Raw genomic sequence first — 26936 nt, 5'->3', positions numbered from 1 at the left:
AAAAACAAGAAATTAGGTTGATAGACAATCATGAGAAAGATTTTTACAATGAGTCCGTGTTTAAAAAAAGAAAGGGAGGGAGAGCAGCAGCTAATAGGCATACGTTTTACATGATTATTTGAAGGAGGAGAGAGTGCTATATGAAACGTTCAGTCTCTATCTTTATCGCTTGTTTATTGATGACAGTATTAACAATTAGCAGTGTCGCGGCACCAGAAGCCTCTGCAGCAGGGGCGAAAACGCCTGTAACCCTTAATGGCCAGCTTAGTATCAAAGGTACTCAGCTAGTCAATCAAAACGGAAAACCGGTGCAGCTGAAAGGAATCAGCTCACACGGTTTGCAGTGGTTCGGTGATTATGTCAATAAAGACACTTTAAAATGGCTCAGAGACGATTGGGGAATTACCGTCTTCCGGGCGGCAATGTACACGGCTGACGGCGGTTATATCGAGAATCCGTCTGTGAAAAATAAAGTCAAAGAAGCTGTTGAAGCGGCAAAAGAGCTCGGGATATATGTCATCATTGACTGGCATATTTTAAATGACGGCAATCCAAATCAAAATAAAGAGAAGGCGAAGGAATTCTTTAAGGAAATGTCAAGCCTTTACGGAAGCTCACCAAACGTTATATATGAAATTGCTAATGAACCGAACGGTGATGTAAATTGGAAGCGCGATATCAAACCGTATGCTGAAGAAGTGATTTCCGTTATCCGTAAAAATGACCCGGATAACATCATTATTACCGGAACCGGCACTTGGAGCCAGGATGTCAACGATGCTGCGGATGATCAGCTTAAGGATGCAAACGTCATGTACGCGCTTCATTTTTATGCCGGCACACACGGCCAGTTTTTAAGGGATAAAGCGGACTATGCGCTCAGCAAAGGAGCGCCGATTTTTGTAACGGAATGGGGTACGAGTGACGCTTCCGGAAATGGAGGGGTATACCTTGACCAGTCGAGGGAATGGCTGAATTATCTCGACAGCAAGAAAATCAGCTGGGTAAACTGGAACCTTTCCGATAAGCAGGAATCATCCTCAGCTTTAAAGCCGGGGGCATCTAAAACAGGCGGTTGGCCGTTATCAGATTTATCCGCTTCAGGGACATTTGTAAGAGAAAACATCCGCGGCTCCCAAAATTCGAGTGAAGACAGATCTGAGACGCCAAAGCCAGAGAAACCCGCACAGGAAAACAGCATCTCTGTGCAATACAGAACAGGGGATGGAAGTGTGAACGGCAACCAAATCCGTCCTCAGATCAATGTGAAAAACAATAGCAAGGCCACCGTTAACTTAAAAAATGTAACTGTCCGCTACTGGTATAACACGAAAAACAAAGGCCAAAACTTCGACTGTGACTACGCGAAGATCGGATGCAGCAATGTGACGCACAAGTTTGTGACATTACATAAACCTGTAAAAGGTGCAGATGCCTATCTGGAACTTGGGTTTAGAAACGGGACGCTGTCACCGGGAGCAAGCACCGGAGAAATTCAAATTCGTCTTCACAATGAGGACTGGAGCAATTATTCACAAGCCGGGGATTATTCTTTTTTCCAGTCAAATAGGTTTAAAGATACAAAAAAAATCACATTATATAATAACGGAAAACTGATTTGGGGAACTGAACCCAAATAGTGACTGTTTTGACGGACATCACAATTGGTGTCCGTTTTCATTATCTAATCAGCGGCAGAACAAGGAGGTGCAAGCTGTGGACGAAACATTGAAACAGTATATGTTGCTGTTCAAACAAAACAGCGACTTGGTTAACGGACCGGACTATCCAGGAAAGGAAAAAGATATCCAAAACCAAAAAGAACAGATTGAAGCCTACGAAAAACTTCTGCAGCAAGACTTTACCAGCGATTATGATTATGATGAGTTTGCTGATTCGGTGATCAAATGCGCATACGGTGATATGACATTGGAAGAGCTGGAAGCCGTTTATTATGGGTTGACTTCGCCATTTTGAAGTTTCTTAATAAGACTTGCTGAAGCTCAGGCATTTGACATTCCTGTAAGTAATTTTTTTATTCTGTCTCACTAACTTAAGTATACTTTGTTATTGAGACATTATTTCTTTGAAATTAATTACTTCCTAGAATATATATTATGTAAACTAAAATAAGTCGCAAATCCACACCATTGTTGTTCAGTCTCTCTTATGCCAGGGTTTATTATCTGTATAAGAAAAAACCTTTATGGCCAAGACATATAGTCGAATTCGGTCCTTTAAAGTAACTCACAAAGACAATAATTTTTTAGGTGCAATGAATTTGACAAATCATTGCACCCTTGCCCAATATGGATTAAGGAGCATCCCTCTCCCTACAGCAATCGGTTATGTCACTTGTTGCTGGTCTTCTTGATCAAGTCCACGCCATCGTATGCCAGACTCTCCACACTTGCAGCCTTCTGCAGTATGTAATGATCAAAAAAGTTCTTCGTATAGTCTGTAACAAGATTTCGCATCTCCATAGCATCCCGTTCGCCTCTGAGTTCCTCATTAACACTGGTAAACACGATGTCGCAGTAATCAAAATGCGCAACACGATCAACAGCGAAATAATAGGTTTCCATGCTATTGTTAGCGCCAATTATCGCATTCATGTTATAGTTAGGTTCACAAAACAGTAGCAAAAAGGGTTTCTTAAGGTCGCTGTCGAGAAGGCCGAACGCACCGCTATCCAAGCCAATCCCGCAGGCGAACCGATCGTCGTCCCGGCAAACAATCGCCGTCGTAGGCCCTCCATAAGAATGCCCGACTATGCCCATGCCGATGTCAAGCAACAATCTGCCCTTAAAGATGGAATTCAGCTCTTCAGAGTCCAGTTTGTAAAGATAATCGGCTACATACCTTATATCTTCTGCCTGTAATTCACTATACTCTGTTAACTTGGAAAGTATCGGCAGTGTAAGCACGTTATGGCACATCTCAATGGCAGTTTCATCGTCAGGCCGCATCTCCATCTTACCAGCCAATGCCCGCATCTCCGGATCTTCAGAAAACGCCATAATGACATCCGAAAAATCCTTTGATACATTAAACAGGCGCCCATCTTTACGCTTATACATTGTGCTATTCTGATGGCCGATGCTTACCACAACATATCCCATGCTTGCCAAGTCTGTACAGATCACTGTACCCCATTCTGGAGAACCGCCCCCGCCGCAAACATAGAATAACACCGGATAGCGCTTTTCCTTCCCGGAGAGAGCAAGTTCGTCGTAACACTGGGTCTTGATATCTATAGAGAAAACATCCTTCCCTTTAAGATACGCAGTGACAAGTGGCTGCTCATGAAACATCTCGCAGACTTCAGGAAACATGTACGTTGATGTAGTCTTACCTTCGCTACTATCGGACGGATAGTACACAAACGCCGTCAGTTCTCTTTTTGAGTGATCTGATGCCGTGTACTCAAAATCCATCTGGGTTCGACCGACAGTATAGCCGCCAATTGGTTCTGGAAATGCGTCATAAGTTTTCATTCTCTTGTTCCCCCTTCATTAATAAAAGTGGCGAATGTGAAATACATACATTGCGCTATAAGCGCTTTTCAAAACTGTTTTAGGGTCTGTTTCAACAAGAACCCAAAATCGTATTCTAGATTACTGAACAAGCGAACATTCCTTTTTAGTTAAGGACTATATAATTCCCAATAATTATTTCCAAACCTGTTGCTTCTTTTATGTGAATGGGCGAATACATGTGCACACCTCTTTTAACAAGATTTTTCTATCAAAATTTCGACAAGGTTCTACAATACCCTTCTATAAATATTCATAATATCTCAGTAATAGTGCCATCGGTCGTTCAGAATGGAGTCGAATTTATACGTAAGTTACTGGGGCTGAATAGGCTACGTAGTCTCTATCACATTAGTTCATTAACTTTTCCCTCGCTAACCAAGTCCTCCTAATAATTCCCCTGCCTTAGACCCCTTCCCTATATTACAATAAAGTTATGTAAAGACGCCCATTAGACTGTTCCAGAAAAGGATCATTTTGTTGAATAAATAAGAAGGATAGCAAAATACCATTAAAAACTTGACTAAAACGACTCAACCTAATAGTAAATTTCGCTATAATTCACATTAAAGGGGATGCTTACAAATGTCTGTACTTCTTCCACTCATGCAAAGCCTATTATTGGAAAGGCGATACTTTGCATGAGGCGAAATGTTTCTAAGTCATTTTCTCCATTTTAGAATCTTGCCGGATTTTTTAAACAGTAAATAGACCCCAGCAAAATGCTAGGAGAAACACGTGATGACTGTAAAGTTTATTAAAAATGAACAGTTAAATATTATAAAAAACAGATAGCTTTGATTAACAATTTATTTTTTTGTTAGAGAAATACAAGGAGGCATAAAAAATTATGATGCATTCTTTTTTACTAGTTGGTCAATCAAATATGGCTGGACGTGGATTTTTAAAGGATGTTCCAATGATTTGTAATGAACATATAAAAGTTCTGCGAAATGGAAGATGGCAAATCATGATGGAGCCTATAAACTATGATCGAGCTTTTGCAGGGGTTGGTCCTGCGGCTTCTTTTGCAGCTGCATGGTGCAGAAAAAATGAAGATAAAGAAATAGGTTTAATACCTTGTGCAGAAGGTGGCACAAGTCTAGATGATTGGTCAGTAGAAGGACCATTGTTTGAACATGCTATCTTACAAGCAAAACTTGCAAAGCGAAGCAGTAAGTTAGAGGGGATTTTATGGCATCAGGGTGAAAATGAATGTTCTTCAGGACGTTCTAAACTTTATCATGAGAAATTTTTGGAAATTGTTGAGGCGTTTCGTCATGAACTTTGTGAGCCAGATCTACCTATTATCATAGGTGGAATCGGTCACTATTTAGGAAGTGGTTTTCTTGGTCAGTACTTTCCCGAACATTCTGAGGTTAATCAGGCATTACTGGAATTTGCTGAAAAGGAGAAGAACTGTTATTTTGCAACAGCATTGGGATTAACACCTAATCCTGACGGTATTCATTTGAATGCAGCTTCACAGAGAATATTTGGTCTTCGATATTTTGAGGCATATAATAAACGAGAGCATATATTAGAACCCCTAGAAGGTGAAGAAAATGCTATTAATATCGATAGTGAAAGACCTTTAACAAAGACTGAAAAGACTGCAATACTAGAAAAACAATTTGCTGGAGGAGAGATATCTTTAGAAGAGTATCAATCGCAGTTGATGAGTTAAAATCCAGAAAAATGTACATGTATTTCTGTCATTCGTACATCAGGGTAACACAATTCTGTCATTTTCAGTAACGGAATTGTGTTACCAAAAATTCAAAAAAACCCATCAAATTAGGGTTTTTTTGAACAGATAATTGTATCGTTACACATCCTTCTTCTCTTCTTCCTGCGGTACCGCTTGCCTTAGGTGCCCTTAACGATTTACGACAAATGTTGTCACGCTTTGAGCTGGAAGATGAGCCCAAAAATGATTGCCCGTTACATTGAGATTCGTTCCAGGTTGAAGATTACTGCTTCCGCTCGTTATCCATCTGGATACCTTAGAAGCAGATCCATTCTGCAACACAAAGTTTTGGTTGACCCCTGAGTTGCTTTTGTTAATGGCGACAATAACGACCTTGTTGTCACCTTTATATGCTGACACGTAAACGTTCGCATTAGGATTTTTCGTTGCATCAACCCTTACATAGCCGGGACGCACAAACTTCGAGAAATGAGCCATATTGTAACCGCGTTTGCTGATCGTACCGTCTTCTTTCATAGGACCGTAAGATCTGCGGATGTACCACCAAACATAAGATTGAAAATCTCCCTCCACCATTGAATGGTGAATATGCTCTGAAACATCCAATGCCTCGGGCCATCGATCCGCCGAGTTGTTATCACTGTTCGGGTAGTATACTTCCGTCATCCATAGCTCTTTCCCTGCTCCTTTTTGTTTGAATAGAGGATAAGGAAACTGACTGATCTGAGTACCGTACAGGTGAGTTCCGAGAATATCCATATTCCTAAGCGCCTGTGGATCGTTCAAAATGGGGTCCGATATATTTTTAAAGTACTGAAAAGATTCTGGTGCAATGACACGTGCATTAATGGAACCGGCATTTTCTCTCATAAAACGAAGTATTTCTTGCGGAGTCCACCACGTCCATTCGTGTGCATAATCAGGCTCGTTTTGAACAGAAATCGCATAAAGATTCACGCCATTATTCTTCATGTAGGTAACAAAATCGTTAAGATGCTGCGCGTATGCGGCGTACTTATCGTATCTTAGCCGTTTAGCTGATGTGTCACCATTACGATTGAAGGTTTCAACCATACCGCTTGGAGGATTCCAGGGAGAAGCAAAAACGATTGCTCCATGTTTGATCGCACTCTTTGCAGTCTCTAATTCTCTGTACCAATTATTTCTATTTTCATCTATATGAATTCTTAAGATTGAAAACCCTAACTGATTCTGTCCATTGCCAAAAGCGGTTTCTCTTTGAGCTGCTGTCAAATCTCCAATCCAAGCCGGGTGGTTCATGCCTCCAAAACCGCGAATCACTTGTTTTTCAGCAGATACATTAACTGTTACATCACTTGCTGCCAAAACTTCAGTGGCGCCTGGCCCGGTTAACATGACTGACAGCATAGTGAAGCATATCAATAATACACAAATTGGTTTTTTTACGCTTGACATCATTTTTTCCTCTCCTTGTCTTTTACCGTATTAGAAAAGTCTGATCTGTCTCCTTATATTGCAAACAAAAGGTTTTCTCATCTGCTATCTTTGCGTAAACTGCCAGTAATCAAAATTAAACAAGTTTCCTGTACCTGTTCCGGTAAATACAAAGAAAACTTTGTGCACACCGGTTGCGCCGCTTACCGCAGTTTCTATTTCTCTCCAGGTTTGCGCTCCGCCTGTGGAAGGTACATTCAGGGTTCCTGCAAGCTTACCGTTTGGACTGTCTAGACGTACTTCTATTTTTCCGCCTATAGTGGATGCTACATTTGCTTTAAACGTTCTGGCACCGCCAGCCCCGAAGTCTGCATTTCCTACAGCAATCCAGTCTCCGTTATGAATGCTTGTTACATGTTGATTATTTACCGGCCCGCCGGATGCTGAGGATTTCTCGGTCAAAATGCGTCCATTCCAGGCAAACGTTTCAGCTTCTATCCGATTATATGGATTCAAATTGGAAAGCTGTGTTACGCCTGCATAATTTGCCGCAACCTCTTGAATGGATCCATCTGCATTGTGCACCAGCTTATTAATATGGGGAGAACGGTATCCTTTGCCGGCCCCGAACAAAGCGGAGCTGACAGTTTGAGCATGGTACACCACATACCACTCGTTTTTAAAATTGAAAACAGCATGGTGGTTGTTTCCGCCACCTCCGAAAAATGCTCCCGGATTTTTCAGGAAGTGCCCTCTATATGTAAAGGGACCCATGGGACTTGAGCTGGTCATGTAGCCGATCTCACCTGGGGGTTTATCGGCCGGGTGCGTGCCCCCGAAATTGATGCAATAGGAATAGTAATATGTTCCGTTATGCTTATGCATTCCCGAATCTTCAAACATAAAAGGCGCATCAATTGTAGCTGCACTTCCAACAACACTGGTCATATCAGGCCCCAATTTCATGACTCTTGCTGTTTTAGGATTGGCCCATTGCCCCTGCGTTGGATTTGAACCGCCAGGAACGCCTCCCCCGGCATACAGGTAACCGGTGCCGTCATCATCTACAAATACTGCCGGATCAAAAAGCCATACAACACCAGACATTCCTGGCGTACTTGGCGTTACGAGCGCTTTTCCGATTGGGTCGGTCCATGGGCCAATCGGGCTGTCTGCGGTGAGAACCCCGATACCTCCGCCGCTGTTTGCGAAATAAAGGAAGAATTTATCCTTGCCATTTATCTTTTTAACTGCGATTGACGGGGCCCAGGACGCACCTGCCCATTTTGCAATACCCCGGCCGCCATTAGCCCCGTTGGCACCTGCTACCGGAATGGCTCCGTGGTCTGTCCAGTTCACCATATCCGCTGAAGAGATGACGAATACTCTATTCAAATTGGCAAATGAATTATCCTTAATCGTTCCGTCGCTATTATATTCATAGTCATCACTTGACATATAGATGTAGACTCTTCCGTTATAGGTCAGCGCAACCGGATCTGCTCCCAAATGATGGTCGATAAGCGGGTTAGAATTCCCTACATGTTTTGCAATTGTAGTACTGGCAGCATACGCAGACTCCCCCAATAAACAACTCAATAATAAAGCAAGAACCCAGAAACATACGCTACACTTTTTACTCATGACTTAACATCCTCCTTTTTTCTAAAAATGGGGGGTGATCACACAGGTCATGAAGGACACATAAATCGGATACCGATCGTATCATCGAACTGTGAAAAAGCGCACTGACATTCAAATAAGTATATTTAGCCCTCCCTTTTCCTCCGCCATCCTGATGACACGTTCCACAGCTGGCCGATGCCTGAAAATCACATGCTGCTGGCAGGAAATAAAAAGGCAGGATTTTTCATGAGTTCCCTCCGATCACATTGAATAGAGATGCAATATTATACAAAATATCCCTTTATCTAACATCCTAGCATGATTATAATAAATGTGTATAGAATACTTTCGGAGGAATTATTGTTCGGTCTTACAAAGAAACTGGATACATTTATTCATTAAATATATAGGTGAGACTGACACCGAAAAATCAGTCTTCAAAGGTTTTCAGGCGCAAAAAAACAGCCGTTCAGAGCGGCTGTTTTTTTAGAGTACAAGAACTATTGCGATACACCCGCCGTCCATGACTACGGCCTGACCTGTGACGACTTTTGCTTTGTCGCTGTCCCTCTTGAGTGCAGTAGCCTTTATGTAGTAAGCCATTCACCCCTTCCTGTAAACCGTTGTAAGTGATGATCCGTTTTCCGCCTTGTTTCATAGGGTGCGTCATGGTAAGCTCTCATTCTGACGCTGTAATATGTTTCTTCCTGCACCATATCCCCCTCCTTTCTAACCTTGAGAATGAATGTTAACTAAATTCATTAAAGGTTAACACTTGTGCAGAATATTAGTGTTCCTCGTAAAGTATGTCAACCTACACGATCAAACGATTAACTTAATGAATCTGCAAGGCCTCATTATTTTTCATGTTTTGTTCATATTTTAGTAATTGTTTATTCAACACTGTCCGCTAAAGTAATTCATATCAACAAATGTGACAGCCATCTGCATTTTTTATGAAGGGAGGTCAAAACCGAGTGCCGTTATGTTGAAAGAAAAAATAAAAACATTAGGCCGTTTTTGCACTGTGGGCGTGGGCAATACGCTGATAGATTTTGGTGTCTTCTTTCTTCTCGCCGCTTGTCATGTCCCTTATCTTCCGGCACAGATCTGCTCCTATTCGGCAGGTATCATCAACAGCTATATGTGGAACCGGAATTGGACGTTTCGTGTAAAACGTAAGGCTGACGGAAAAGAGATCGTGCGCTTTCTCATGATTAATATTGCCGCGTCGGGGATCACCTTTTTGCTGCTTTATTTGTTTCAAAAAGGCGGCTGTTCGCTTTTGGTGAGTAAGCTCGCCGCCACTATCGGCGGAATGATGATGAATTTTATCGGAAACCGAATCTGGGTATTTGGAGATTCGCTGAAAAACATACAGGATCAGGAGTGAAGATGAATGAGAAAAAAAGTAAGAAAAGCGGTCATTCCCGCAGCGGGTTTAGGAACGAGATTTCTGCCGGCGACAAAGGCGCAGCCGAAAGAAATGCTCCCGATCGTCGACAAACCAGCCATTCAATACATTGTAGAAGAGGCCGTAGAGTCAGGAATTGAAGATATACTGATTATTACAGGAAGAAACAAACGCTCGATTGAAGATCATTTTGACCGGTCGGCGGAATTGGAATTCAATCTGCGGGAAAAAGGCAAGACGGAGACGCTTAAGGAAATGCAGCAGATTGCTGATTTGGCCAACATACATTATATCCGCCAGAAAGAACCGCTCGGCTTAGGCCATGCGGTGCTGTGTGCGGAGCATTTTATCGGAGATGAGCCTTTTGCCGTTCTATTAGGTGATGATATTATGGTGTCTGAAAAGCCGGCTCTTCGGCAATTAATGGATGTATACGCCGCTTATGGCACAGAGATTGTCGGCGTACAGCCTGTTCTCCCTGAGGATGTCAGCAAATATGGCATTATTCAAACATCAGGCTCTCAAGGCCATGTGTATGAAGTGAACGATTTAGTTGAAAAGCCGTCTCCGGAAGAAGCCCCTTCCGAAATCGCAGTGATGGGACGATATGTACTGAATCCTTCTATCTTCCCTGTTTTGAAGTCGATCGGGAGAGGCGCAGGCAATGAGATTCAATTAACAGATGCACTTCGTGAGGTTTGCCGTACCCAGCCTATTCATGCGCGGCTTCTGGAAGGAAAACGATATGACATTGGCGATAAATTGGGCTGTTTTAAAGCAAGCACCGAAATCGGCTTAATGCGTCCTGAAATGAGATCTCAGCTTTTAGCTTATTTAGAAGAAGTGCTCAAACGGGAAACAAAAGAAGTGCTGCGATAAAAAAATTTGTAACCATCTTGCTCGTCAATCAGTCATATAATAGTGAAAAAGATAAGGACAGGTTGTGAAGAATGTGGGCAGTTTGATAAGCGAAATTTTAACTTGGCTGACGAATATGGGATATGCGGGCATTGCAATTGGGTTGATGATCGAAATCATACCGAGTGAAATTGTATTGGCCTATGGCGGCTATATGGTATCGGAAGGCACGATTGGATTTATCGGCGCCATCATTGCGGGGGTTATCGGGGGCACCATTGCCCAGATCTTTATTTATTGGATCGGACGCTATGGCGGCAGGCCGTTTTTGGACAAATACGGGAAGTACTTATTGATTAAAAAGCATCACATTGACATGTCAGAAAACTGGTTTCAAAAGTATGGTACGGGAGTTGTCTTCTCGGCACGTTTTATACCGGTTGTCAGACATGCGATATCAATTCCCGCAGGCATTGCCAAAATGCCGTTTCTCAAATTTGTGGTACTGACTGTACTTGCTATCATTCCGTGGTCTATCCTGTTTGTTTATTTAGGCATTCAGCTCGGAAGCCAGTGGGATGACGTTGAGAACATTGCGGGCACTTATACAACACCGATTATGATACTGGCTATAGTGGTCATTGCACTTTATTTTGTCATAAAAAAACGCACAGCCATTTTTAAACGATAGCTTATGGATATGCATAGGGAGGACTCTCCCCTATGCATATTTTTTGTTATTTTCGATGATGATTTGAAAGCTTCATATGTTCCGCTAAAAATGCGACAAACACTTCATCCCGTACAAGAGATGCCGCGTAATTCCTTTTAATAAACCATTCAGCTTCCTCAAAAGCCGCGAAGGTTTCGTCCTGTGTCTCCCCGTTAATTTGAATGTTCCATGCGTTGTCCAAAGGAAACAGGAAGAATCTCATTTGTTCGCGATTTTCGTATAATGAGCCGTTTGCCGACCCTTTCAGATTATAGAAATTACGGAATGCATCTGGGCGGACCGGTTCCATTCGGAATGCTTCAGCTACAAACAAATCGTATACTTCGTCCGTTATGGAACAGCCTGAAGCCTTCGCATGCCCCCCGCCTCCGTACCGGCCTGCTACTTCTGAAACATCAATGTAATCATGAATGGTACGCAAGCTGGCTCGTTTTGATCCCATGCTTAAAATGGCAATGTAATCAAGATGCGGATTGTCTTTTCCGAGTCTGTTTCCGAGTTCAGAATGGTATGATTCTGCGTGAACGATACCTACACAGTGTTCGTGAACAAAGGTTTGCACCATTTCTCTTTTTTTCCTGCGAAGGTAGCGCTCGATTTTCTCTTCTTCTAAATCAAGCAGTTTCACTTCAAATTCATCAAAGAAGAATTCGTCATGGGCAGAAAGCCGCTGAATCATTTTTTGTTCAAATTCATCGATTGAAAGCAAAAAGAAAAGGTCATTGAGCCGCTTTGCCTGTTTTTGATCGTACTGCTCCCATTCCCAAGTGTCGTATTGGCGGATGAGCTCTGTAAATTGATCTAAGGCGTTTGTCGGCTTCATCAGATCATTTTGGACAAGATAGTCGTATAAAAGAGATGTGGCCGATGCAAGACGTCCGTCATCGTATTCCACCTGGACAAATCCCCACTCATGCTCATTCAAATGAAGGGCTGTTTTATGGTGGTCAATCAGTTTCACTTTTCCGCCCGCATGGACATACTCGTTCAGCCTCTTTTCATTTTCTTCATTGACAGCCAGATCCGTAATAAATAAGGCATCGTGTCTGCTGCTCTCTTTTGCTTTTTCTAAGAAGTATTGGACTTGAGCATTTAAGCCGTTGACAGAGTTATAACGGACCTCAACTTCTTTCCCGAAAGCCAATTTCGCAACGATCCCGCACCCTACTCCGTCCAAGTCGTTATGTGAATATAAATGGTACATAATAAAGGCCCCTTTTTATCATACTGGAGATTGCCGCTATAGGTGTGCGGCAGCCTATATTTACTATTGTAAAAAACAGAGGGTTTTATGCACAGTTGATTAGTTTACATAATAAAATTATATAAAACAACAAAAGAGCGCTTATTCACGCTCCTGGTACTTCCTTTTAAACTGGATAAACCGAATGTTTTCGATTGGTGAATGTTATTTCCTTTGTCATGTACGCCATAAGCCGTTTGTGCAATTCCCCGCGCAATGAATTGGCTGGGATTACCGCGTCAATGATCATCTCTGAAGCCAAGCGGTATATATTGATGTCCTCTTTGTACTCCTCCCGTTTGCTGCTGATAAATTGAGCCCTCTCTTCTTTCGGCAGCTCGGAGATTTTTTTGGCGTAGACAGCGTTTACGGCTGCTTCAGGGCCCATTACGGCGATTTGTGCGGTTGGAAGCGCTATGCAGCAATCCGGTTCGAAAGCCGGTCCGGCCATAGCATATAACCCCGCTCCATAGGCTTTTCTGACAATTACAGAAAGCTTGGGGACGGTTGCTTCTGACATCGCTGAAATCATTTTGGCTCCATGACGGATAATTCCGGCCTGTTCTACCTTTGTACCGATCATAAAGCCGGGAATGTCCGCTAAGAACAGCAATGGAATATGAAAGGCGTCGCATAATGTGATAAATTTAGCGGCTTTGTCCGCAGAATCGTGGAACAAGACGCCGCCTTTTACTTTCGGCTGATTCGCGATAACTCCGACAGGCTGTCCGTGAATCCTCGCAAGACCTGTAATGATTTCCGGTGCGAATAAAGCTTTGATTTCAAAAAAAGAGCCTTCATCTATTACACGATCGATCAGCTCAAACATATTAAAAGGTGCATTTTGGTTTTGCGGAATAACGTCGGAAAGCGGTATCTCAAAGGGCTTTGGCGGCCGTTTTTCTTGTACAGGCGCTCTTTCTTTATAATTTGCCGGAAAGTAAGATAAATATGAGCGTGCCAAGTGAATGGCTTCTTGTTCAGTTTCTGCGAGAATATCTCCGCAGCCGGAAACTGAACAATGCATGCGGGCGCCTCCCATCTCTTCAAGTGACACCTTTTCGCCGATCACCATTTCTGCCATCCGCGGCGAGCCTAAATACATAGATGCGTTACCGTCTACCATGACGACAATATCGCAGAAGGCAGGAATATACGCACCCCCAGCTGCGGACGGGCCGAATAGAAGGCAGATTTGGGGAATGCGCCCTGACAATTTGACCTGATTGTAAAAAATTCTCCCTGCGCCTCTTCTGCCCGGAAATACATTGATCTGGTCGGTGATTCTGGCGCCTGCCGAATCGACTAAATAAATGAGCGGACAGTTTAATTTTTCTGCTGTTTCTTGTATTCTGATGATTTTTTCGACTGTTTTTGCTCCCCAGGAGCCTGCTTTCACTGTAGAATCATTTGCCATGGCGCAGACGGTTTGGCCGCCGATTTTACCGATGGCGGTTACGACTCCGTCGGCGGGAAGCCCGTCTGACATACATTCTGCAAAAATAGCGTCCTCAAGCTCGATGTCATCGTCAAATAAAAGGGCAAGCCGCTCTCTAACAAAGAGCTTGCCTTTTTCTTGGTTGCTGCGATGATACTTCTCCGCTCCGCCTTTTTGTATCCTTTCCGCTCGTTCTGTTCGTTCTTTTTCATAATCCATAAGGCGTTCCCTCCGATCTTTATTCTCCCGTGTATACGGCACGTCTTTTTTCTTGAAAGGCTTGAAGTCCCTCTGTCCTGTCCTTTGTCGGGATCGTGTGTTCATATGCTTTTTGTTCAATTGATAATCCCGTTGCAAGGTTTGTTTCCAATCCTTTATTGATCGCGAATTTAACCTGGCGGACGGCAATTGGTCCGTTAGCTGAAATGGCTTCTGCCAGTTCCTCTGCTTTCGCCATAAGCTCACAAGAAGCCGTAACATGCTCTACAAGGTTTATCTCTTTGGCTTCATGTGCGGTTATGCGTCTGCCTGTATAAATGAGTTCTTTTGCTTTTCCTCTGCCGATCAGACGCGGAAGTCTTTGTGTCCCTCCTGCGCCCGGGATAATGGCTAAAGCCGTTTCCGGAAGGCCTAACGTAGCGTTCTCGGCTGCTATTCGGATGTCGCATGCCAATGCCAATTCAAGCCCGCCTCCTAAAGCACTTCCGTTTATGGCTGCTATCACCGGCTGCGGCAAGGCTTCGAGTAAAGCAGCGGTTCTGTGAATGAGGGAAACACTTTTGAGAACCTGATCTTGTTTCATTTTTATTCTTTCTTTCAAGTCTGCTCCCGCACAGAACGCTTTTTCACCGGCGCCTGTCAGGATGACGCAGCGGATTTTCGTGTTGAATTCGATTTCTTGGAGAGTGGATTGCAGGTCTCTAAGCATTTCTGCCGAAAGGGCATTTGCCGCATGGGGCCTGTTAAGGGTGATGACAGCAATATGTTCTGTTTTTGCAGTGAAAAGAATAGATTCTCCCATTGGTATTTCCTTTCTTTTATAAAGATGATTTATACACCTGTAAATTTCGGCTCGGAAGATGTTTCCCGATTTTCTCCTCGATCCATTTGGCTGCTGGAAGCAACTTGGCGAGCTTTACGTTTGTTTCAATTCCCATTTGATCAAGCATGTACACGATATCTTCTGTCGCAGCATTTCCCGATGAACCTGGAGCATATGGGCAGCCGCCAAGCCCGCCCGTTGAACCGTCAAATGTGGTGATGCCCATTTGCAGAGCGGTGAGAATGTTGGCGAGAGCCGTTCCCCTTGTATCATGAAAGTGGAGGGCGAGCTGGCTTGCCGGGAATCGTTTCAAAAGCGCTTCAAGTATGATTTCAACCTGTACAGGATTTGCGGCGCCGATCGTATCTCCAAGCGATAGTTCAGAAATTCCGAAATCAAATAAAGATTCTGCAAGGCGAATCACTTGTTCGATCGGTACATGTTTTTCATACGGACAGCCGAAAACTGTGGAGAGATAGGCTCTTACTGTAAGATTTGCTTTTTTTGCGTCGTCTGTTACTTGTTTGAGAACTTGGAGAGTGTCAGCAGTGGATTTGTTGATGTTTTTTACGTTGTGTGTTTCGCTTGCGGACATAAAGACAGAAGCTTCGTCAATACCCCCTTCCAGCGCATTCTCCAGTCCCTTTTGATTAGGGACAAGTGCTGCGTACGTGACGCCTTTTACCCGGCTGATGCCTTTTGCCACATCTAGAGCATCTCGAAGCGCGGGAATCCATTTTGGATGAACGAAGGATGTTATTTCGATATAGGAGAGTCCTGTCTGGGAAAGCTGGTTGATCCAAGCGATTTTGTCTTCTGTTGCAAGCCACACCGGTTCGTTTTGCAAGCCGTCCCGCGGGCCGACTTCTCTTAACATGACTTTTTTAGGATAGGACATGGTAAGCCTCCCCGATTATTGAGTTGGATCGTTCAGTTCGAGCAGCACATCACCTTCATTCACGAAATCACCTTCCTTTTTTTTCACTTCTTTGACTGTTCCGCTTCTCTCTGCAACAATCGGGATTTCCATTTTCATTGATTCTAAAATGGCGACTTCCTGGCCTTTTTCAATGTGGTCTCCGGCTTTGACATGCACCTTCCACAGGTTCCCTGCCATTTGAATGTGTATCGTCATGACAGCTTCCTCCTTATAAGTTGTTTTTCAAAAAATCAGTCGTGACGTCTCCTTTTTTGAATGCTTCTGATGAAGCAGCCTGTAAGAGAAGCGGAATATTCGTTTTGATGCCTTCTATCCGATAGTCACGGAGCGCCTCCTTTAGCCTCTCAATCGCTTCCTCTCTGTTTGGGCCTTTGACGATCATTTTGGCGATCATCGGATCGTAAAAAGGCGTAACTGCGCTCCCTGTTGCTACTGCACATTCGTGTCGGACTCCATATTGTTCCGGGAGAGAAAAAGCGGTGATTGTTCCCGGTGACGGATAGAAGGTTTTCGGATCTTCCGCATATATTCTGACCTCTATGGCATGCCCGTTTCGTTTTATGTCCTGCTGAGAGAATCTGAGAGTCTGTCCCTCCGCAACCCTTAATTGCTGCTCAACTAAATCTAAACCTGTAATTTCTTCAGTCACGGGATGTTCTACCTGCAATCTCGTATTCATTTCCAGAAAATAAAAGTTTTTATTCTCATCGACTAAAAATTCGATCGTTCCCGCATTGGCATAGCCGATCGCTTTGGCTGCTTTCACTGCCGTTTCTCCTATCTTCATTCTCAGCTCATCATCAACAAATGGAGATGGGGCTTCTTCAATGACCTTTTGGTGGCGCCTCTGGACAGAACAATCACGTTCAAACAGATGCACGGCATGCCCGTGGTGATCGGCAAGAATTTGAATTTCGATGTGGCGGGCGTGTTCAATCACCTTTTCTATATACATAGACCCGTCTCCGAAAAAATCTGCTGCTCGCTTTTTGTTTCCTTCATACGCCTTTACCAATGCTACTTCGTCAGGAACGAGCTGCATTCCGATGCCTCCTCCCCCTGCTGAAGCTTTCAGCATAACGGGGTAGCCGATTTTACTCGCGGCGAGGCAGGCTGCCTGAATATCTCCAAGGGATTCGGAAACACCCGGCACTACAGGAACACCTGCCTCCTCCATTGCCTTTCGTGCTTTAATCTTACTTCCCATTTTGGCAATCACAGCGGGTGAAGGACCGATAAATACAATGTTTTCTTCTTTGCAGCGTTGCGCGAAACGGCTGTTTTCTGACAATAACCCATATCCCGGATGGATGGCGTCGGCATTTGCCTTTTTCGCCGCCTCTATGATTCTCTCAATATTTAAATAGCTCTCACTGACTCTCGATTCTCCGATATAATAAGCCTCTGTTGCTGCCTTTGTATGGAGCGCATCTCTGTCTGCTTCAGAATATACCGCTGCCGTTTTGATCCCAAGGCGGCTGCACGTACGTATGATTCTCATTGCGATTTCTCCGCGATTGGCAATCAGCACTTTTGTAAACAAATGAAATCACCCCTCATTGACTTGATGGTAAGTGAAACAGCTGAATCGTTTTTTCACGAAGCTTGTATTTTTGAATTTTGCCTGAGGCCGTCATAGGATACTCGTCTGTAAAGATGAAATAACGCGGAATTTTGTGGCGGGCGATTTTCCCTTTGCAATAGGCTTTCAGCTCTTCGGGTGAAGCTGTTTTTCCCTCTTTCAGCTTAATCCAGGCAGCTGCCTCCTCCCCGTATTTTCCGTCAGGCACACCAACTACCTGTACATCTAAAATATTAGGATGGCGGTATAAAAATTCTTCTATTTCTCTCGGATAAACGTTTTCACCGCCTCTGATGAGCATGTCTTTTAATCTCCCGGTGACGCGGCAGTATCCGTCTTCATCCATCACAGCGAGATCACCGGTAAAGAGCCATCCTTCTGGGTTGATTGCCTTTTGGGTAGCTTCTTCGTCTTTATAATAGCCCTTCATCACATGATAGCCGCGGGTGCAAAGCTCTCCCTGTACGCCTCTTTGAACCTCATTAAACGTGCCGGGCTCCACAATTTTCACTTCGACCTCTGGCAAGGATCGGCCGGTTGTTTCCACTCTTCTTTGGAAGGAATCATTAGCTCTTGTTTGTGTGATCACCGGCGAAGCTTCCGTTTGTCCGTAGGCGATTGTGATGTCTGTCATGCCCATTTTTTCAATGACAGCTTTCATCACCTCACTCGGACAGGATGATCCTGCCATGATGCCTGTTCGCAACGATGACAGATCATAAGAATCAAAATCTTGAAGATGAAGCTCCGCGATAAACATCGTCGGAACACCGTGCAGTGCTGTGCATGTCTCGTTTTCAACCGTTGTAAGGACTGTGGCAGGTTCAAATTCTACAACAGGTACCATGGCTGCTCCGACGGACACACATGCCAAAACGCCAAGCACGCAGCCGAAGCAATGGAAAAACGGAACCGGAATGCACATGCGGTCAGATGAGGTTAATTTCATACATTCAGCGATATTTGCGGCGTTGTTGATGACATTAAAATGAGTCAGCATCACTCCTTTTGGAAATCCTGTCGTTCCTGACGTGTATTGCATGTTAATGACATCATCTTTTTCAAGGCTGCTCATTCTTGCTTCCAGCTCGGCATCTGACACTGTTTGTGCCAACATCTCTGTATCGTCCCAATGATACATACCAGGTAAACGTTTTTCACCGATATAAATCAATGTTTTTAAACACGGATAGCGTTCTGATTGCAGCTGCCCGGGCTCTGCTTCCTTCAGCTCGGGAATTAAGCTGTTCAGGATCTCAGTATAAGAAGTGCCGCGATATGAATTCATGACGATAAGTGCATCCGCATCTGATTGTCTCAGCAAGTAATCAAGCTCTTGGGATTGGTAATTTGTATTTACGGTAACGAGCACGGCCCCGATTTTTGCTGTGGCGAATTGAGCAGCAAGCCATTCCGGTATATTCGAGGCCCATATGGCTACGTGGTCTCCCTTTCCAATCCCCATCCCCATGAGACCTTTAGCGGTTTGGCGGCACAGCCTGTTGAATTGCGCGTACGTGTAGCGAATATTCCGGTCGGAATAGACAACTGCTTCTTGATCAGGATAGGCTGCTGCCGTTTGTTCCAGCAGCCTGCCGATTGTGCAATGGATGAGTTCGGACATGTGTCGGTCCTCCTTTCACGAGGTTGGAAAGCGTTTACATTTTATTTTAGAAGCTGTCGGGCGATCACGATACGCTGAATCTCTGATGTGCCTTCTCCAATTTCCATCAATTTTGCATCCCGCAGCATCCGTTCAACCGCATATTCTCTCATGTAGCCGGAACCGCCGTGAATTTGAATCGCTTGGTTGCATGCCCTTGTTGCCATTTCAGATGAGAACAGCTTGGCATAAGCCGCTTCTTTCGTAAACGGGCGCTTATGATCTTTCAGCCAGGCAGCTTTTAATACCATTTGCCGGGCAAGATCGATTTCCATCGCCATGTCGGCAAGTTTAAACTGAATGGCCTGAAAGGAAGAGATCGGCTGTCCGAACTGCTTTCGTTCTTTCGCATAGGCTAAGGAGGCTTCAAGTGCTGCTTGGGCAATGCCGACTGCAAGAGCGGCAATAGAAATACGTCCGCCATCTAGGGTATGAAGAAACTGTTTAAATCCTTTTGAAGGGTCGCCGAGCAGGTAACTTGCGGGTACACGGACATCCTCAAGCAAAATTTCCGCTGTATTTGATCCGCGCACGCCCATTTTATCGTACGGGCTCGTTATCGTAAGGCCGGGTGTGTCAGTCGGAACAATCAATGCGGAGATGATATTATTTCCGCTCTCATTTTTGCCTGTCACTGCTGTCACAATCACCGTACGTGCATAGCTGGCATTTGTGATCCAGCATTTTTCGCCGTTAATCACATATTCATCACCATCTATCACCGCTTTCGTTTGCGTGCCTCCTGCATCAGATCCGGCATTTGGTTCTGTCAGGCCGAATGATCCGAGTGCTTTTCCGGAAGCCAGAGGAATCAAATGCGCCCGTTTTTGTTCTTCTGTCCCGAAGTAATATAGAGGGCTTGCACCGAGTGAAACTGCAGCTGCATAGCTTAATCCTGTACTGCCGCATGCTTTGCCGATTTCTTCAACAGCTAAGGCATAGGAAATCGTATCTCCGCCTGATCCTCCATATTCCTCAGGGAAGGGGATGCCCATCAGTCCGAGATCACCCATTTTTTGAAACGTTTGTATCGGGAATTCACCCGTTTGATCTACATGTTCTGCGTGAGGAGCAATTTCTTTCTTTGCAAAATCCTTTACCATTTCACGAACCATTTGCTGTTCTTTTGTCAGCTCAAAATTCACTTGGTTTCCTCCTTCACATCTTTGTAACATCCTATTAAGTGAATTCAGGAATCATTCCCTGACAAAAGAAGTCTGAAAATTAAAACGTCAGCATTAAAATTAACCGGTGATAATAAGCATTTTCATTCGTTCGGGCTTTTGCTGATTTTAGCTTTTCGATTGGCGGACGCTGATTGTTCTTTACGTTTGCCCATGAACTGTCGCACACATGACGAACCACCTCCAGCATCAGGTTCTTTTTTGTGCGAAAATGATAATAAACCGTTCCTTGTGTAACATTTGCTTGTTCGGCAACTGATTTTAACGTCGTTGTAGTCCCTTGATACTTCTCATAAATTCCCCACTTTTTTCTGATCATCTCGATCAAAATGGCTAATCATTTTATGTACTTTCTTTTATGTTATGTTTAGGAATGATGCCGCAGTTTTCAAATACTTCGTCATGAAGTTTCCAATACAGGTAATTCAGCACCGGCAATACGTTTCTTGTCTCATTCATAAAAACGCAATTTGTTGAAAAAGACGGCTAGTAAACAGCCGTCTCTCCAGACTATTGATTTATTTTTCTTTTCGAAGCTTTGCTTTCGTTATGAAGCCGGTCTGCGGACGTGACATAATACGTATATGTTTTATTTGGTTCTGCGGTGTTATCCAGGAAGGTTTGCTTGTCGCTTGTTTTTCTTGCTGTGGCCAGCAATGTTTGCTCCTGTTTTCCTTCAGCTCTGTATATCGCATAATAGGCTGTTTCCTTTGTTTTTCGATTTGATGGGTGGTCTTGTATGTGCAGGAGGTTTCCGTTATCGTCTGCGGTTACTTTGGTCAGTTTCGGTTTTTTTGGCGCTTTGCTGTCGAGCCAAGGCATTTCGGGTACCAATGCAGGCTTACTGTACAGGTCGGTGATGAGTCTGTCTTTGATGCCAAGCGGATTTTTATTGAGGTCTTTGAGGCTGAAATGCATGCTTCCTTTCACCAGCTCCAGCTGACGGTTGAGATTGATTTGTCTGGCGTATTCTTCAGGGTCGGACCAAGGCGGGTCAAAATTGTTATTGATTTTATAGGCTGCCTGCCCGATGTATAAATGAACGGGTCTGTTTTTGACCTCGTTGCTCCACCAATCAGCCAGCACGTCATAAGCGGCTGCGTTGAAGCCGATGCTCCAGTAAATTTGCGGGGCAATATAGTCGATGTCGCCTTGCTGGATCCAGTGCCTCGTATCTGCATAAAGGTCGTCATAATTTCTGACACCTGCTTTGGTATCCGATCCGCTTGGGTCGTCTTCTGCGTTTCTCCATACACCGAATGGACTGATGCCGAATTTGACATATGGTTTTTCAGCTTTGATTGTTTGATTGATTTGGCTGACAAGCTGGTTTACATTATCTCTTCGCCAGTCATCAATATCGGGAAACGTGTCTTTCCCGTATTGTTCATACTGTACGGTATCAGGAAATTCCTGTCCGGCTATTTTATAAGGGTAAAAATAATCATCCATATGAACGGCATCAACGTCGTAATGCTTTACGACTTCTTCAATGCCTTCGATGATAAAATCCCTCGCTTCAGGAATGCCGGGATTATAATAAAGCTGCTTTCCGTAAGCCACGACCCAGTCCGGATGCTTTCTTGCCGGGTGATCATCAGACAATTTATTGAGATCTGTATGGTTCATCGTAATGCGGTAAGGATTAACCCAAGCGTGGAATTCAAGATTTCGTTTATGGGCTTCTTCAATCATAAAAGCGAGCGGATCATAACCTGGGTCTTTTCCTTGAACACCAGTCAAATATTCAGACCAAGGCCCGTAAGCGGACGGATAAAAGGCATCGGCCGTCGGCTTAATTTGAACGATGACAGCATTCATTCCCATTGACTGAACGTCATCCAGCAGGCTGAGATACTCCTGTTTTTGCGCTTCAATCGATAAGCCTTTTTTTGACGGCCAATCAAGGTTTAGTACGGATGCAATCCATACGGCTCTCAGTTCCCTGTCCGTTTGTGCTTTGGCCAGATACGGAACGGAGATGATTAACGTTCCGATGAGCAAGCTGACAAGAATACGTACAATCGGCTTTTGACAACCCTTCATTCTGTTTCTTCTCCCCCATTACATCGCTTTCACTATTCGTTATTACGGTATTCCCGGGCTGTAAAAGGGTGCTTAATCGGATTGAAGAAACTGGATTATAACCGGCTGAACGTAAAAAAGTCCCGAAGCCTCTTTACCCTGCTTTAGGACTTTTTATCGTTTATGAGAATTTGGACACTTTTTAACACGTCTACGAGTTTTACGCCTACGCCGACAGCTGATTCAAGAATGGCCTGTGCGCCTGCGATCGATAATATGAAAATCACCGGAACAGCGATATCAGGTAAAAAAAGATAGCCAAGACCGATCAGGATGGCACACCAAACGCCGGCGCACCAGTAGCAATTTAACATATAGCCAAAGTTTGAGGCCGGCACGTTTTTTTCATTCACGTGCCCGTTTGCATCAACGATTCTTTTCTTTTTCATAAAAGGTTTTCGGATGAATTCAGTAATTTTATCGAATACAATTAAGTGTGTCAGCCTGTAACTCGCCAGTATCAGCATAAAAAAAGTAAGCCAAGAAAGATGTTCCATGACAAGCCTCCAAGAAAAAGGATGATGTTATCATTCCCCGCTTTTTTGCATCCATTCTTATGCGCGACTCTCTTGCAAAAAGAAAACCGGACAGAGATACGCTTCTGTCCGGCAAGTATTTGTTTAATGCTTATTTGGCAGCACTTTTTGATCTGAATTAATCTTGTCTAAAATATCGAGGATAATATTTGCATTCTTTTCAGCAAATTCACCTTCCAGCATGTCTTTGTGCGCGCCGTACCCGGTGTATTCGGCATAGCCTTCCTCAGCGGCGTCTTGCCATTTCTGTAATACCATAGCCCCGCTCGTTTCGGTTTGAATGCCAGCTTCAATGAAATGAATGTTTGATTTGATGCGGCCTTCATTTATTAACTGAGCCCAATATTCCTGATAGTACCTTTTTTTCTGCATCACTGTTTCTCTGACTGCTTCCGGCAGGTATGCGGCTGAGTCGTCGTTTTCGGTATCTGCTGTTATAGACTGATCCTTTTTGTAGGCGTCTACGATAATGAAGTCACTGACTTCTAATCCTTTCTGCTCCATAGCCTGTACAACCTCAAAAGCCAAGTTTCCGCCCGCGGAGTAGCCTAATAGAACGTACGGCCCTTCTGGCTGTATTTCGGTAATGCGGCTGACATATTGTTCGATGCGGCTGTCTTCCTCAATAAAATGAAAGCCATACACGGCTGCTTTGTGATTCAGCTGCAATGCCAGGTCTTTAAAATAAATCCCGAAGCCTGAAATCGGCGGGAAGCAGAACAGGTTTTTTCCGCCTTGCTGGTTCAGTTGGATCACATGCTGTTCACCGGCCGCTGACAGCTGATTAGAATAAAGCTTTTCCGCAAGCTGGGCGATTGTCGGATTTTCGAATAAGACATCAATCGGTATATCAATATGCTGATGATGCTTAAGCATGTGTATCACTTGAAGCGCTTTTAGTGAATGTCCGCCTAGAGCGAAGAAATCATCATGTATTCCGATCGTTTTAACGCCGAGTACGCTTTTCCAAATTTGCCCTAATTCCTGTTCGACCCAGTTTCTGGGCGGTGTGAGGTCCTGACGATTTTTAGACTCGTTTTCTGGAACAGGGAGTGCGCTGCGATTGATTTTTCCGTTTCCGGTAAGCGGCATACGGTCAACCCGAACCCAGCGCTGGGGAATCATGTAGTCAGGAAGCACTCGTGCCAATGCAGCGCGAATTTCCTTTTCGTTTCTGCTTTCATCACTAACATAATGCGTGTATAGCTGCGCCTCTCCATCTGTTCCCAGCAATGTAACTGCCGCTTCACGTACCCCTTCGATTTCTAACAGCCGCGCTTCAATTTCAGCGGGCTCAATCCGTTTTCCGCGAATTTTAATCTGTCTGTCAATCCGGCTGATATATTCTAGGTTCCCATCAGGCAGCCACCGCGCCAAATCACCGGTGCGGTATATTCTTTCTCCAGGTATGAAAGGATCAGGAGAAAAAACGGCAGCTGTCACATCATCTCTGTTTAAATAGCCTTTTGCCACCCCGTCACCGCCCACACATAGCTCTCCGGGAACGCCTATTGGCAAGAGACATCCTTTTGCGTCTAAGATGAAAGCGGTACAATTGCTGATCGGTTTCCCGATCGGGATAGGAGTGGCATAGTCTCTTTTAATCTCAAAAAAGGTTGAGAACGTCGTGTTTTCTGTTGGTCCATAGATATTATAAAGCGAAAGGTTCGGACACGCGCGCCTGACAGCATTTATAAGCTCAGGCGACAGCGCTTCGCCCCCGACATATAGCGTATGAAGCCTGTGAAACATGTCAGCTTGAGCTTGTGCCAGCTGATTAAAAAGAGCGGTTGTCAAAAACAGCACAGAGATGTTGTTTTCAATTAAATACGCGCCAAAACGATCTGGTGTCAGCATTGTTGATTTATCAATGATATGCAGAGCTGCTCCTTTTAAAAGCGCTCCAAACATTTCAAAGGTGACGGCGTCAAAGCTGATGGACCCTGTCAGGATAAACCGGTCATTTACAGAAGCTGATGTGTAATTGCTGTTGCAAACAAGGGACACGACATTGCGATTGGTAATCATGACGCCTTTTGGCCGGCCTGTCGAACCGGAAGTATACATGATGTACGCGAGATCATCCGGGCCAGTGACGATTTCCAAAGGTTTCGTCTGTTCTTCAATCATCGCCTCCGCATCTGCAGAAATAAAGGTTCCTGCAAACGCTGTGTTTGGCTCCAGTCCTTTTTGAACAATCAGCATAGCGGCTTTTGTTTCGTCGAGCATATAGCTGATCCGTTCAGGCGGAAGCTCCGCGTCAAGAGGAAGGTATGTCCCCCCTGCTTTTAAAACAGCCAGTACACTAATGATGAATTCAGGAGAATGACCAGCCAAAATACCGGCTGTTCCGTTTCGGCGCAGCCCGTTTTCATACAATGTTCTGGCCAGTGCATCCGATTTTTGATCGAGTTCACGATACGAAATGGACCTATTTCCGTAAACCAGAGCTGTTTGATCTGGTGTTTTTACCGCCTGTTCGCGGAATATATCTATCACTGTTTTGTTTTTCGGATACGCCGTCGAAGTGTCATTACATTGTGTTAAAATCTGCTCTTTTTCTTTCGGATCAAGAAAGGAAAAGTCTTCAACGGGAATGTCAGGATGATCTGCAGCGGCTTGTAACGCTTGAGTCAGCTGTCTTTGGATGCAGGTCATCCAGGCAGGATCATACACGTGCGCATTATAGCTGAACTTGATGACGAGCTCATCACCGGGAGCAACGACAAGGTTGAAATTGTATCCTGACTGTTCAGACACTTTCACATTGTCTATTTGCAGAGGTGAATCAATCTGATCAGCTGAGTCAGCCATTTTTTGCTGTAACGGATAATTTTCAAAGACAATAATGTGGTCAATCAGTTCCTGTTTTAAGGCGGTGTTTGCCTGAATATCGAATAAAGGATGGCAGGTAAACGGCTCAGCGTCCAGCATATCTTGTTGACAGCGGCTGAGCAGTTCTGCAAACGTTTCTTCTTTGCCTGTTTTAACACGAACCGGAACTGTATTGATAAACAATCCGATCATTGACTCAACACCCGGGATTTCAGATGGTCTGCCTGAAACGACCGCGCCAAAAACGACATCGTCCGTTCGGTTGTAGCGCTGGAGCATGACGCCCCAGACCGTTTGAATAAAGGTGGCAAGCGTGACGCCTGTTTGTTTGGCGGTCTCTTTCAGCTTGTCCGTCAGCTTTTGATTTAGAGTGAAAATTAATTCTTCACGGTAATACCCTTCTTTTGCTTCTCTGTCCGTCACCCGAGGCAGCTGTGAGGGGGTGCTGTAGTTTTTCAGATAAGCATGCCAGTAGTCCGCTGCCGTTTCTTTGTCTTGTTTTGTCAGCCAAGAAATATAGGTGCTGTAGGGGCGAACAGGCTCCAAAGCAAGGTGATTTCCTGTATGGATAGATTGATAGATTTGCATAAATTCCTGCAGAATGATTCCGAGACACCAGCCGTCCATTAAGATGTGATGGTGGCTCCAGACACAGACATGCTCATTTTCCGCTGTTTTGAGCAGAGAAATCCGCATCAGCATGTCTTTTTGCAAATCAAACCCTTTTTTCTTATCTTTCTCCTTAAACTGTTCAATATAATCATTCTGCTCATTCGTTTGCAGGCTGGAAATGTCCTCAGTGTGCAAATGGAAATTCCGTTCTGTCATCACGACCTGCCGAGGCCCCGACAGATTGGGGACGTGCGGCAGAAATACAGTTCTGAAGATATCATGGCGGTCGATGATGGCTTGAATACTGCGCTGAAACATCTCATAGCTAAGGCTTCCTTTTATCGTAAAGAGCGACTGCTCAACATAAGCTCCCTCCTCTTTATGGAGGAAGGAATGAAACAGCATTCCCTCCTGCATATGACTCAGAGGATAAATGTTCTTGATTTTTTTGGTTTTAACCATATCGCCTGCACCTTTCTATA

21 protein-coding genes and 1 pseudogene are annotated in these 26936 nt (G+C 44.3%); 6 read left to right on the top strand and 16 right to left on the bottom strand.

All coding sequences use genetic code 11. The annotated features are described in order from the left end of the window. The first annotated feature begins 140 nt into the window (after nt 1–140). Both M1D69_RS11025 and M1D69_RS11020 read left to right on the top strand, forming a co-directional pair. Nucleotides 141–1640: a cellulase family glycosylhydrolase gene (locus M1D69_RS11025; protein ID WP_458106076.1), complete on the top strand. Its 1500-nt coding sequence runs from the start codon at nt 141–143 to the stop codon at nt 1638–1640. Nucleotides 1641–1716: 76 nt separating this feature from the next. Then, nucleotides 1717–1977, top strand: coding sequence for a YnfE family protein (locus M1D69_RS11020; protein ID WP_458106077.1), 261 nt, complete (start codon nt 1717–1719; stop codon nt 1975–1977). A 374-nt stretch (nt 1978–2351) separates the two neighbouring features. Here the strand turns inward: M1D69_RS11020 and M1D69_RS11015 are convergent, their stop codons facing one another. Continuing rightward, nucleotides 2352–3497: an alpha/beta hydrolase gene (locus M1D69_RS11015; protein ID WP_458106078.1), complete on the bottom strand. Its 1146-nt coding sequence runs from the start codon at nt 3495–3497 to the stop codon at nt 2352–2354. An 889-nt stretch (nt 3498–4386) separates the two neighbouring features. Here M1D69_RS11015 and M1D69_RS11010 point away from each other — a divergent pair. Beyond that, nucleotides 4387–5223 (top strand): sialate O-acetylesterase, encoded by an 837-nt coding sequence (locus tag M1D69_RS11010; RefSeq protein WP_458106079.1) that lies wholly within the window; start codon nt 4387–4389, stop codon nt 5221–5223. 192 nt (nt 5224–5415) lie between these two features. Here M1D69_RS11010 and M1D69_RS11005 read toward each other — a convergent pair whose 3' ends face one another. The 3 genes and pseudogenes from M1D69_RS11005 to M1D69_RS10995 form a co-directional block, all read right to left on the bottom strand. Next, on the bottom strand, nt 5416–6687 hold the full coding sequence (locus M1D69_RS11005; RefSeq protein ID WP_458106080.1) for a glucuronoxylanase: 1272 nt from the start codon (nt 6685–6687) through the stop codon (nt 5416–5418). Nucleotides 6688–6768: 81 nt separating this feature from the next. After that, the gene (xynD, locus tag M1D69_RS11000) at nt 6769–8307 is read right to left on the bottom strand and encodes an alpha-L-arabinofuranosidase (protein WP_458106081.1); all 1539 of its coding nucleotides are present in this window, start codon (nt 8305–8307) and stop codon (nt 6769–6771) included. A 64-nt stretch (nt 8308–8371) separates the two neighbouring features. Further along, nucleotides 8372–8508: pseudogene (locus M1D69_RS10995) on the bottom strand (malonyl CoA-acyl carrier protein transacylase); the annotation flags it as partial. 715 nt (nt 8509–9223) lie between these two features. On the opposite strand from M1D69_RS10995, the gene M1D69_RS10990 reads away from it, so the two are divergent. The 3 genes from M1D69_RS10990 to M1D69_RS10980 all read left to right on the top strand — a co-directional run bounded on the left by M1D69_RS10990 (nt 9224) and on the right by M1D69_RS10980 (nt 11252). Continuing rightward, a complete protein-coding gene (locus M1D69_RS10990; protein ID WP_458106082.1) occupies nt 9224–9682 on the top strand; it encodes a GtrA family protein in 459 nt (152 codons plus the stop codon). A gap of 6 nt (nt 9683–9688) precedes the next feature. Beyond that, the gene (gene galU, locus M1D69_RS10985) at nt 9689–10582 is read left to right on the top strand and encodes a UTP--glucose-1-phosphate uridylyltransferase GalU (protein WP_059335677.1); all 894 of its coding nucleotides are present in this window, start codon (nt 9689–9691) and stop codon (nt 10580–10582) included. Nucleotides 10583–10655: 73 nt separating this feature from the next. Then, a complete protein-coding gene (locus M1D69_RS10980; RefSeq protein WP_014113955.1) occupies nt 10656–11252 on the top strand; it encodes a DedA family protein in 597 nt (198 codons plus the stop codon). Between the two features lie 46 nt (nt 11253–11298). Here M1D69_RS10980 and M1D69_RS10975 read toward each other — a convergent pair whose 3' ends face one another. The 12 genes from M1D69_RS10975 to fenB form a co-directional block, all read right to left on the bottom strand. Continuing rightward, complete coding sequence (locus tag M1D69_RS10975; RefSeq protein ID WP_024121607.1) at nt 11299–12498, bottom strand: DHH family phosphoesterase; 1200 nt, start codon at nt 12496–12498, stop codon at nt 11299–11301. 166 nt (nt 12499–12664) lie between these two features. Beyond that, complete coding sequence (locus M1D69_RS10970) at nt 12665–14194, bottom strand: acyl-CoA carboxylase subunit beta (protein ID WP_044155705.1); 1530 nt, start codon at nt 14192–14194, stop codon at nt 12665–12667. A gap of 19 nt (nt 14195–14213) precedes the next feature. Beyond that, on the bottom strand, nt 14214–14996 hold the full coding sequence (locus tag M1D69_RS10965; protein WP_458106083.1) for an enoyl-CoA hydratase: 783 nt from the start codon (nt 14994–14996) through the stop codon (nt 14214–14216). Nucleotides 14997–15012: 16 nt separating this feature from the next. Next, entirely contained in the window at nt 15013–15915 is a 903-nt protein-coding gene (ldeG, locus tag M1D69_RS10960) for a hydroxymethylglutaryl-CoA lyase (RefSeq protein WP_263870981.1), read from the bottom strand. Nucleotides 15916–15930: 15 nt separating this feature from the next. After that, complete coding sequence (locus M1D69_RS10955) at nt 15931–16152, bottom strand: acetyl-CoA carboxylase biotin carboxyl carrier protein subunit (RefSeq protein ID WP_069486614.1); 222 nt, start codon at nt 16150–16152, stop codon at nt 15931–15933. 13 nt (nt 16153–16165) lie between these two features. Beyond that, complete coding sequence (locus M1D69_RS10950; RefSeq protein ID WP_202657109.1) at nt 16166–17500, bottom strand: acetyl-CoA carboxylase biotin carboxylase subunit; 1335 nt, start codon at nt 17498–17500, stop codon at nt 16166–16168. 13 nt (nt 17501–17513) lie between these two features. Beyond that, nucleotides 17514–19163 (bottom strand): AMP-binding protein, encoded by a 1650-nt coding sequence (locus M1D69_RS10945; protein ID WP_458106084.1) that lies wholly within the window; start codon nt 19161–19163, stop codon nt 17514–17516. 41 nt (nt 19164–19204) lie between these two features. Then, nucleotides 19205–20347: an acyl-CoA dehydrogenase family protein gene (locus M1D69_RS10940; protein ID WP_458106085.1), complete on the bottom strand. Its 1143-nt coding sequence runs from the start codon at nt 20345–20347 to the stop codon at nt 19205–19207. Between the two features lie 79 nt (nt 20348–20426). Continuing rightward, on the bottom strand, nt 20427–20705 hold the full coding sequence (locus M1D69_RS10935; RefSeq protein ID WP_458106164.1) for a TetR/AcrR family transcriptional regulator: 279 nt from the start codon (nt 20703–20705) through the stop codon (nt 20427–20429). A 191-nt stretch (nt 20706–20896) separates the two neighbouring features. Beyond that, nucleotides 20897–22432, bottom strand: coding sequence for a glycoside hydrolase family 10 protein (locus M1D69_RS10930; protein ID WP_256766943.1), 1536 nt, complete (start codon nt 22430–22432; stop codon nt 20897–20899). A 143-nt stretch (nt 22433–22575) separates the two neighbouring features. Next, entirely contained in the window at nt 22576–22968 is a 393-nt protein-coding gene (locus M1D69_RS10925) for a DUF1360 domain-containing protein (protein ID WP_044155692.1), read from the bottom strand. A gap of 123 nt (nt 22969–23091) precedes the next feature. Continuing rightward, a complete protein-coding gene (gene fenB / locus M1D69_RS10920; protein ID WP_458106086.1) occupies nt 23092–26916 on the bottom strand; it encodes a fengycin non-ribosomal peptide synthetase FenB in 3825 nt (1274 codons plus the stop codon). Nucleotides 26917–26936: the final 20 nt, after the last annotated feature.

It is taken from the genome of Bacillus sp. PK3-037 (genome assembly GCF_054161355.1).
The sequence above is the reverse complement of the archived record's forward strand: the minus strand, read 5'-3'. Positions and strand labels throughout refer to the sequence as shown.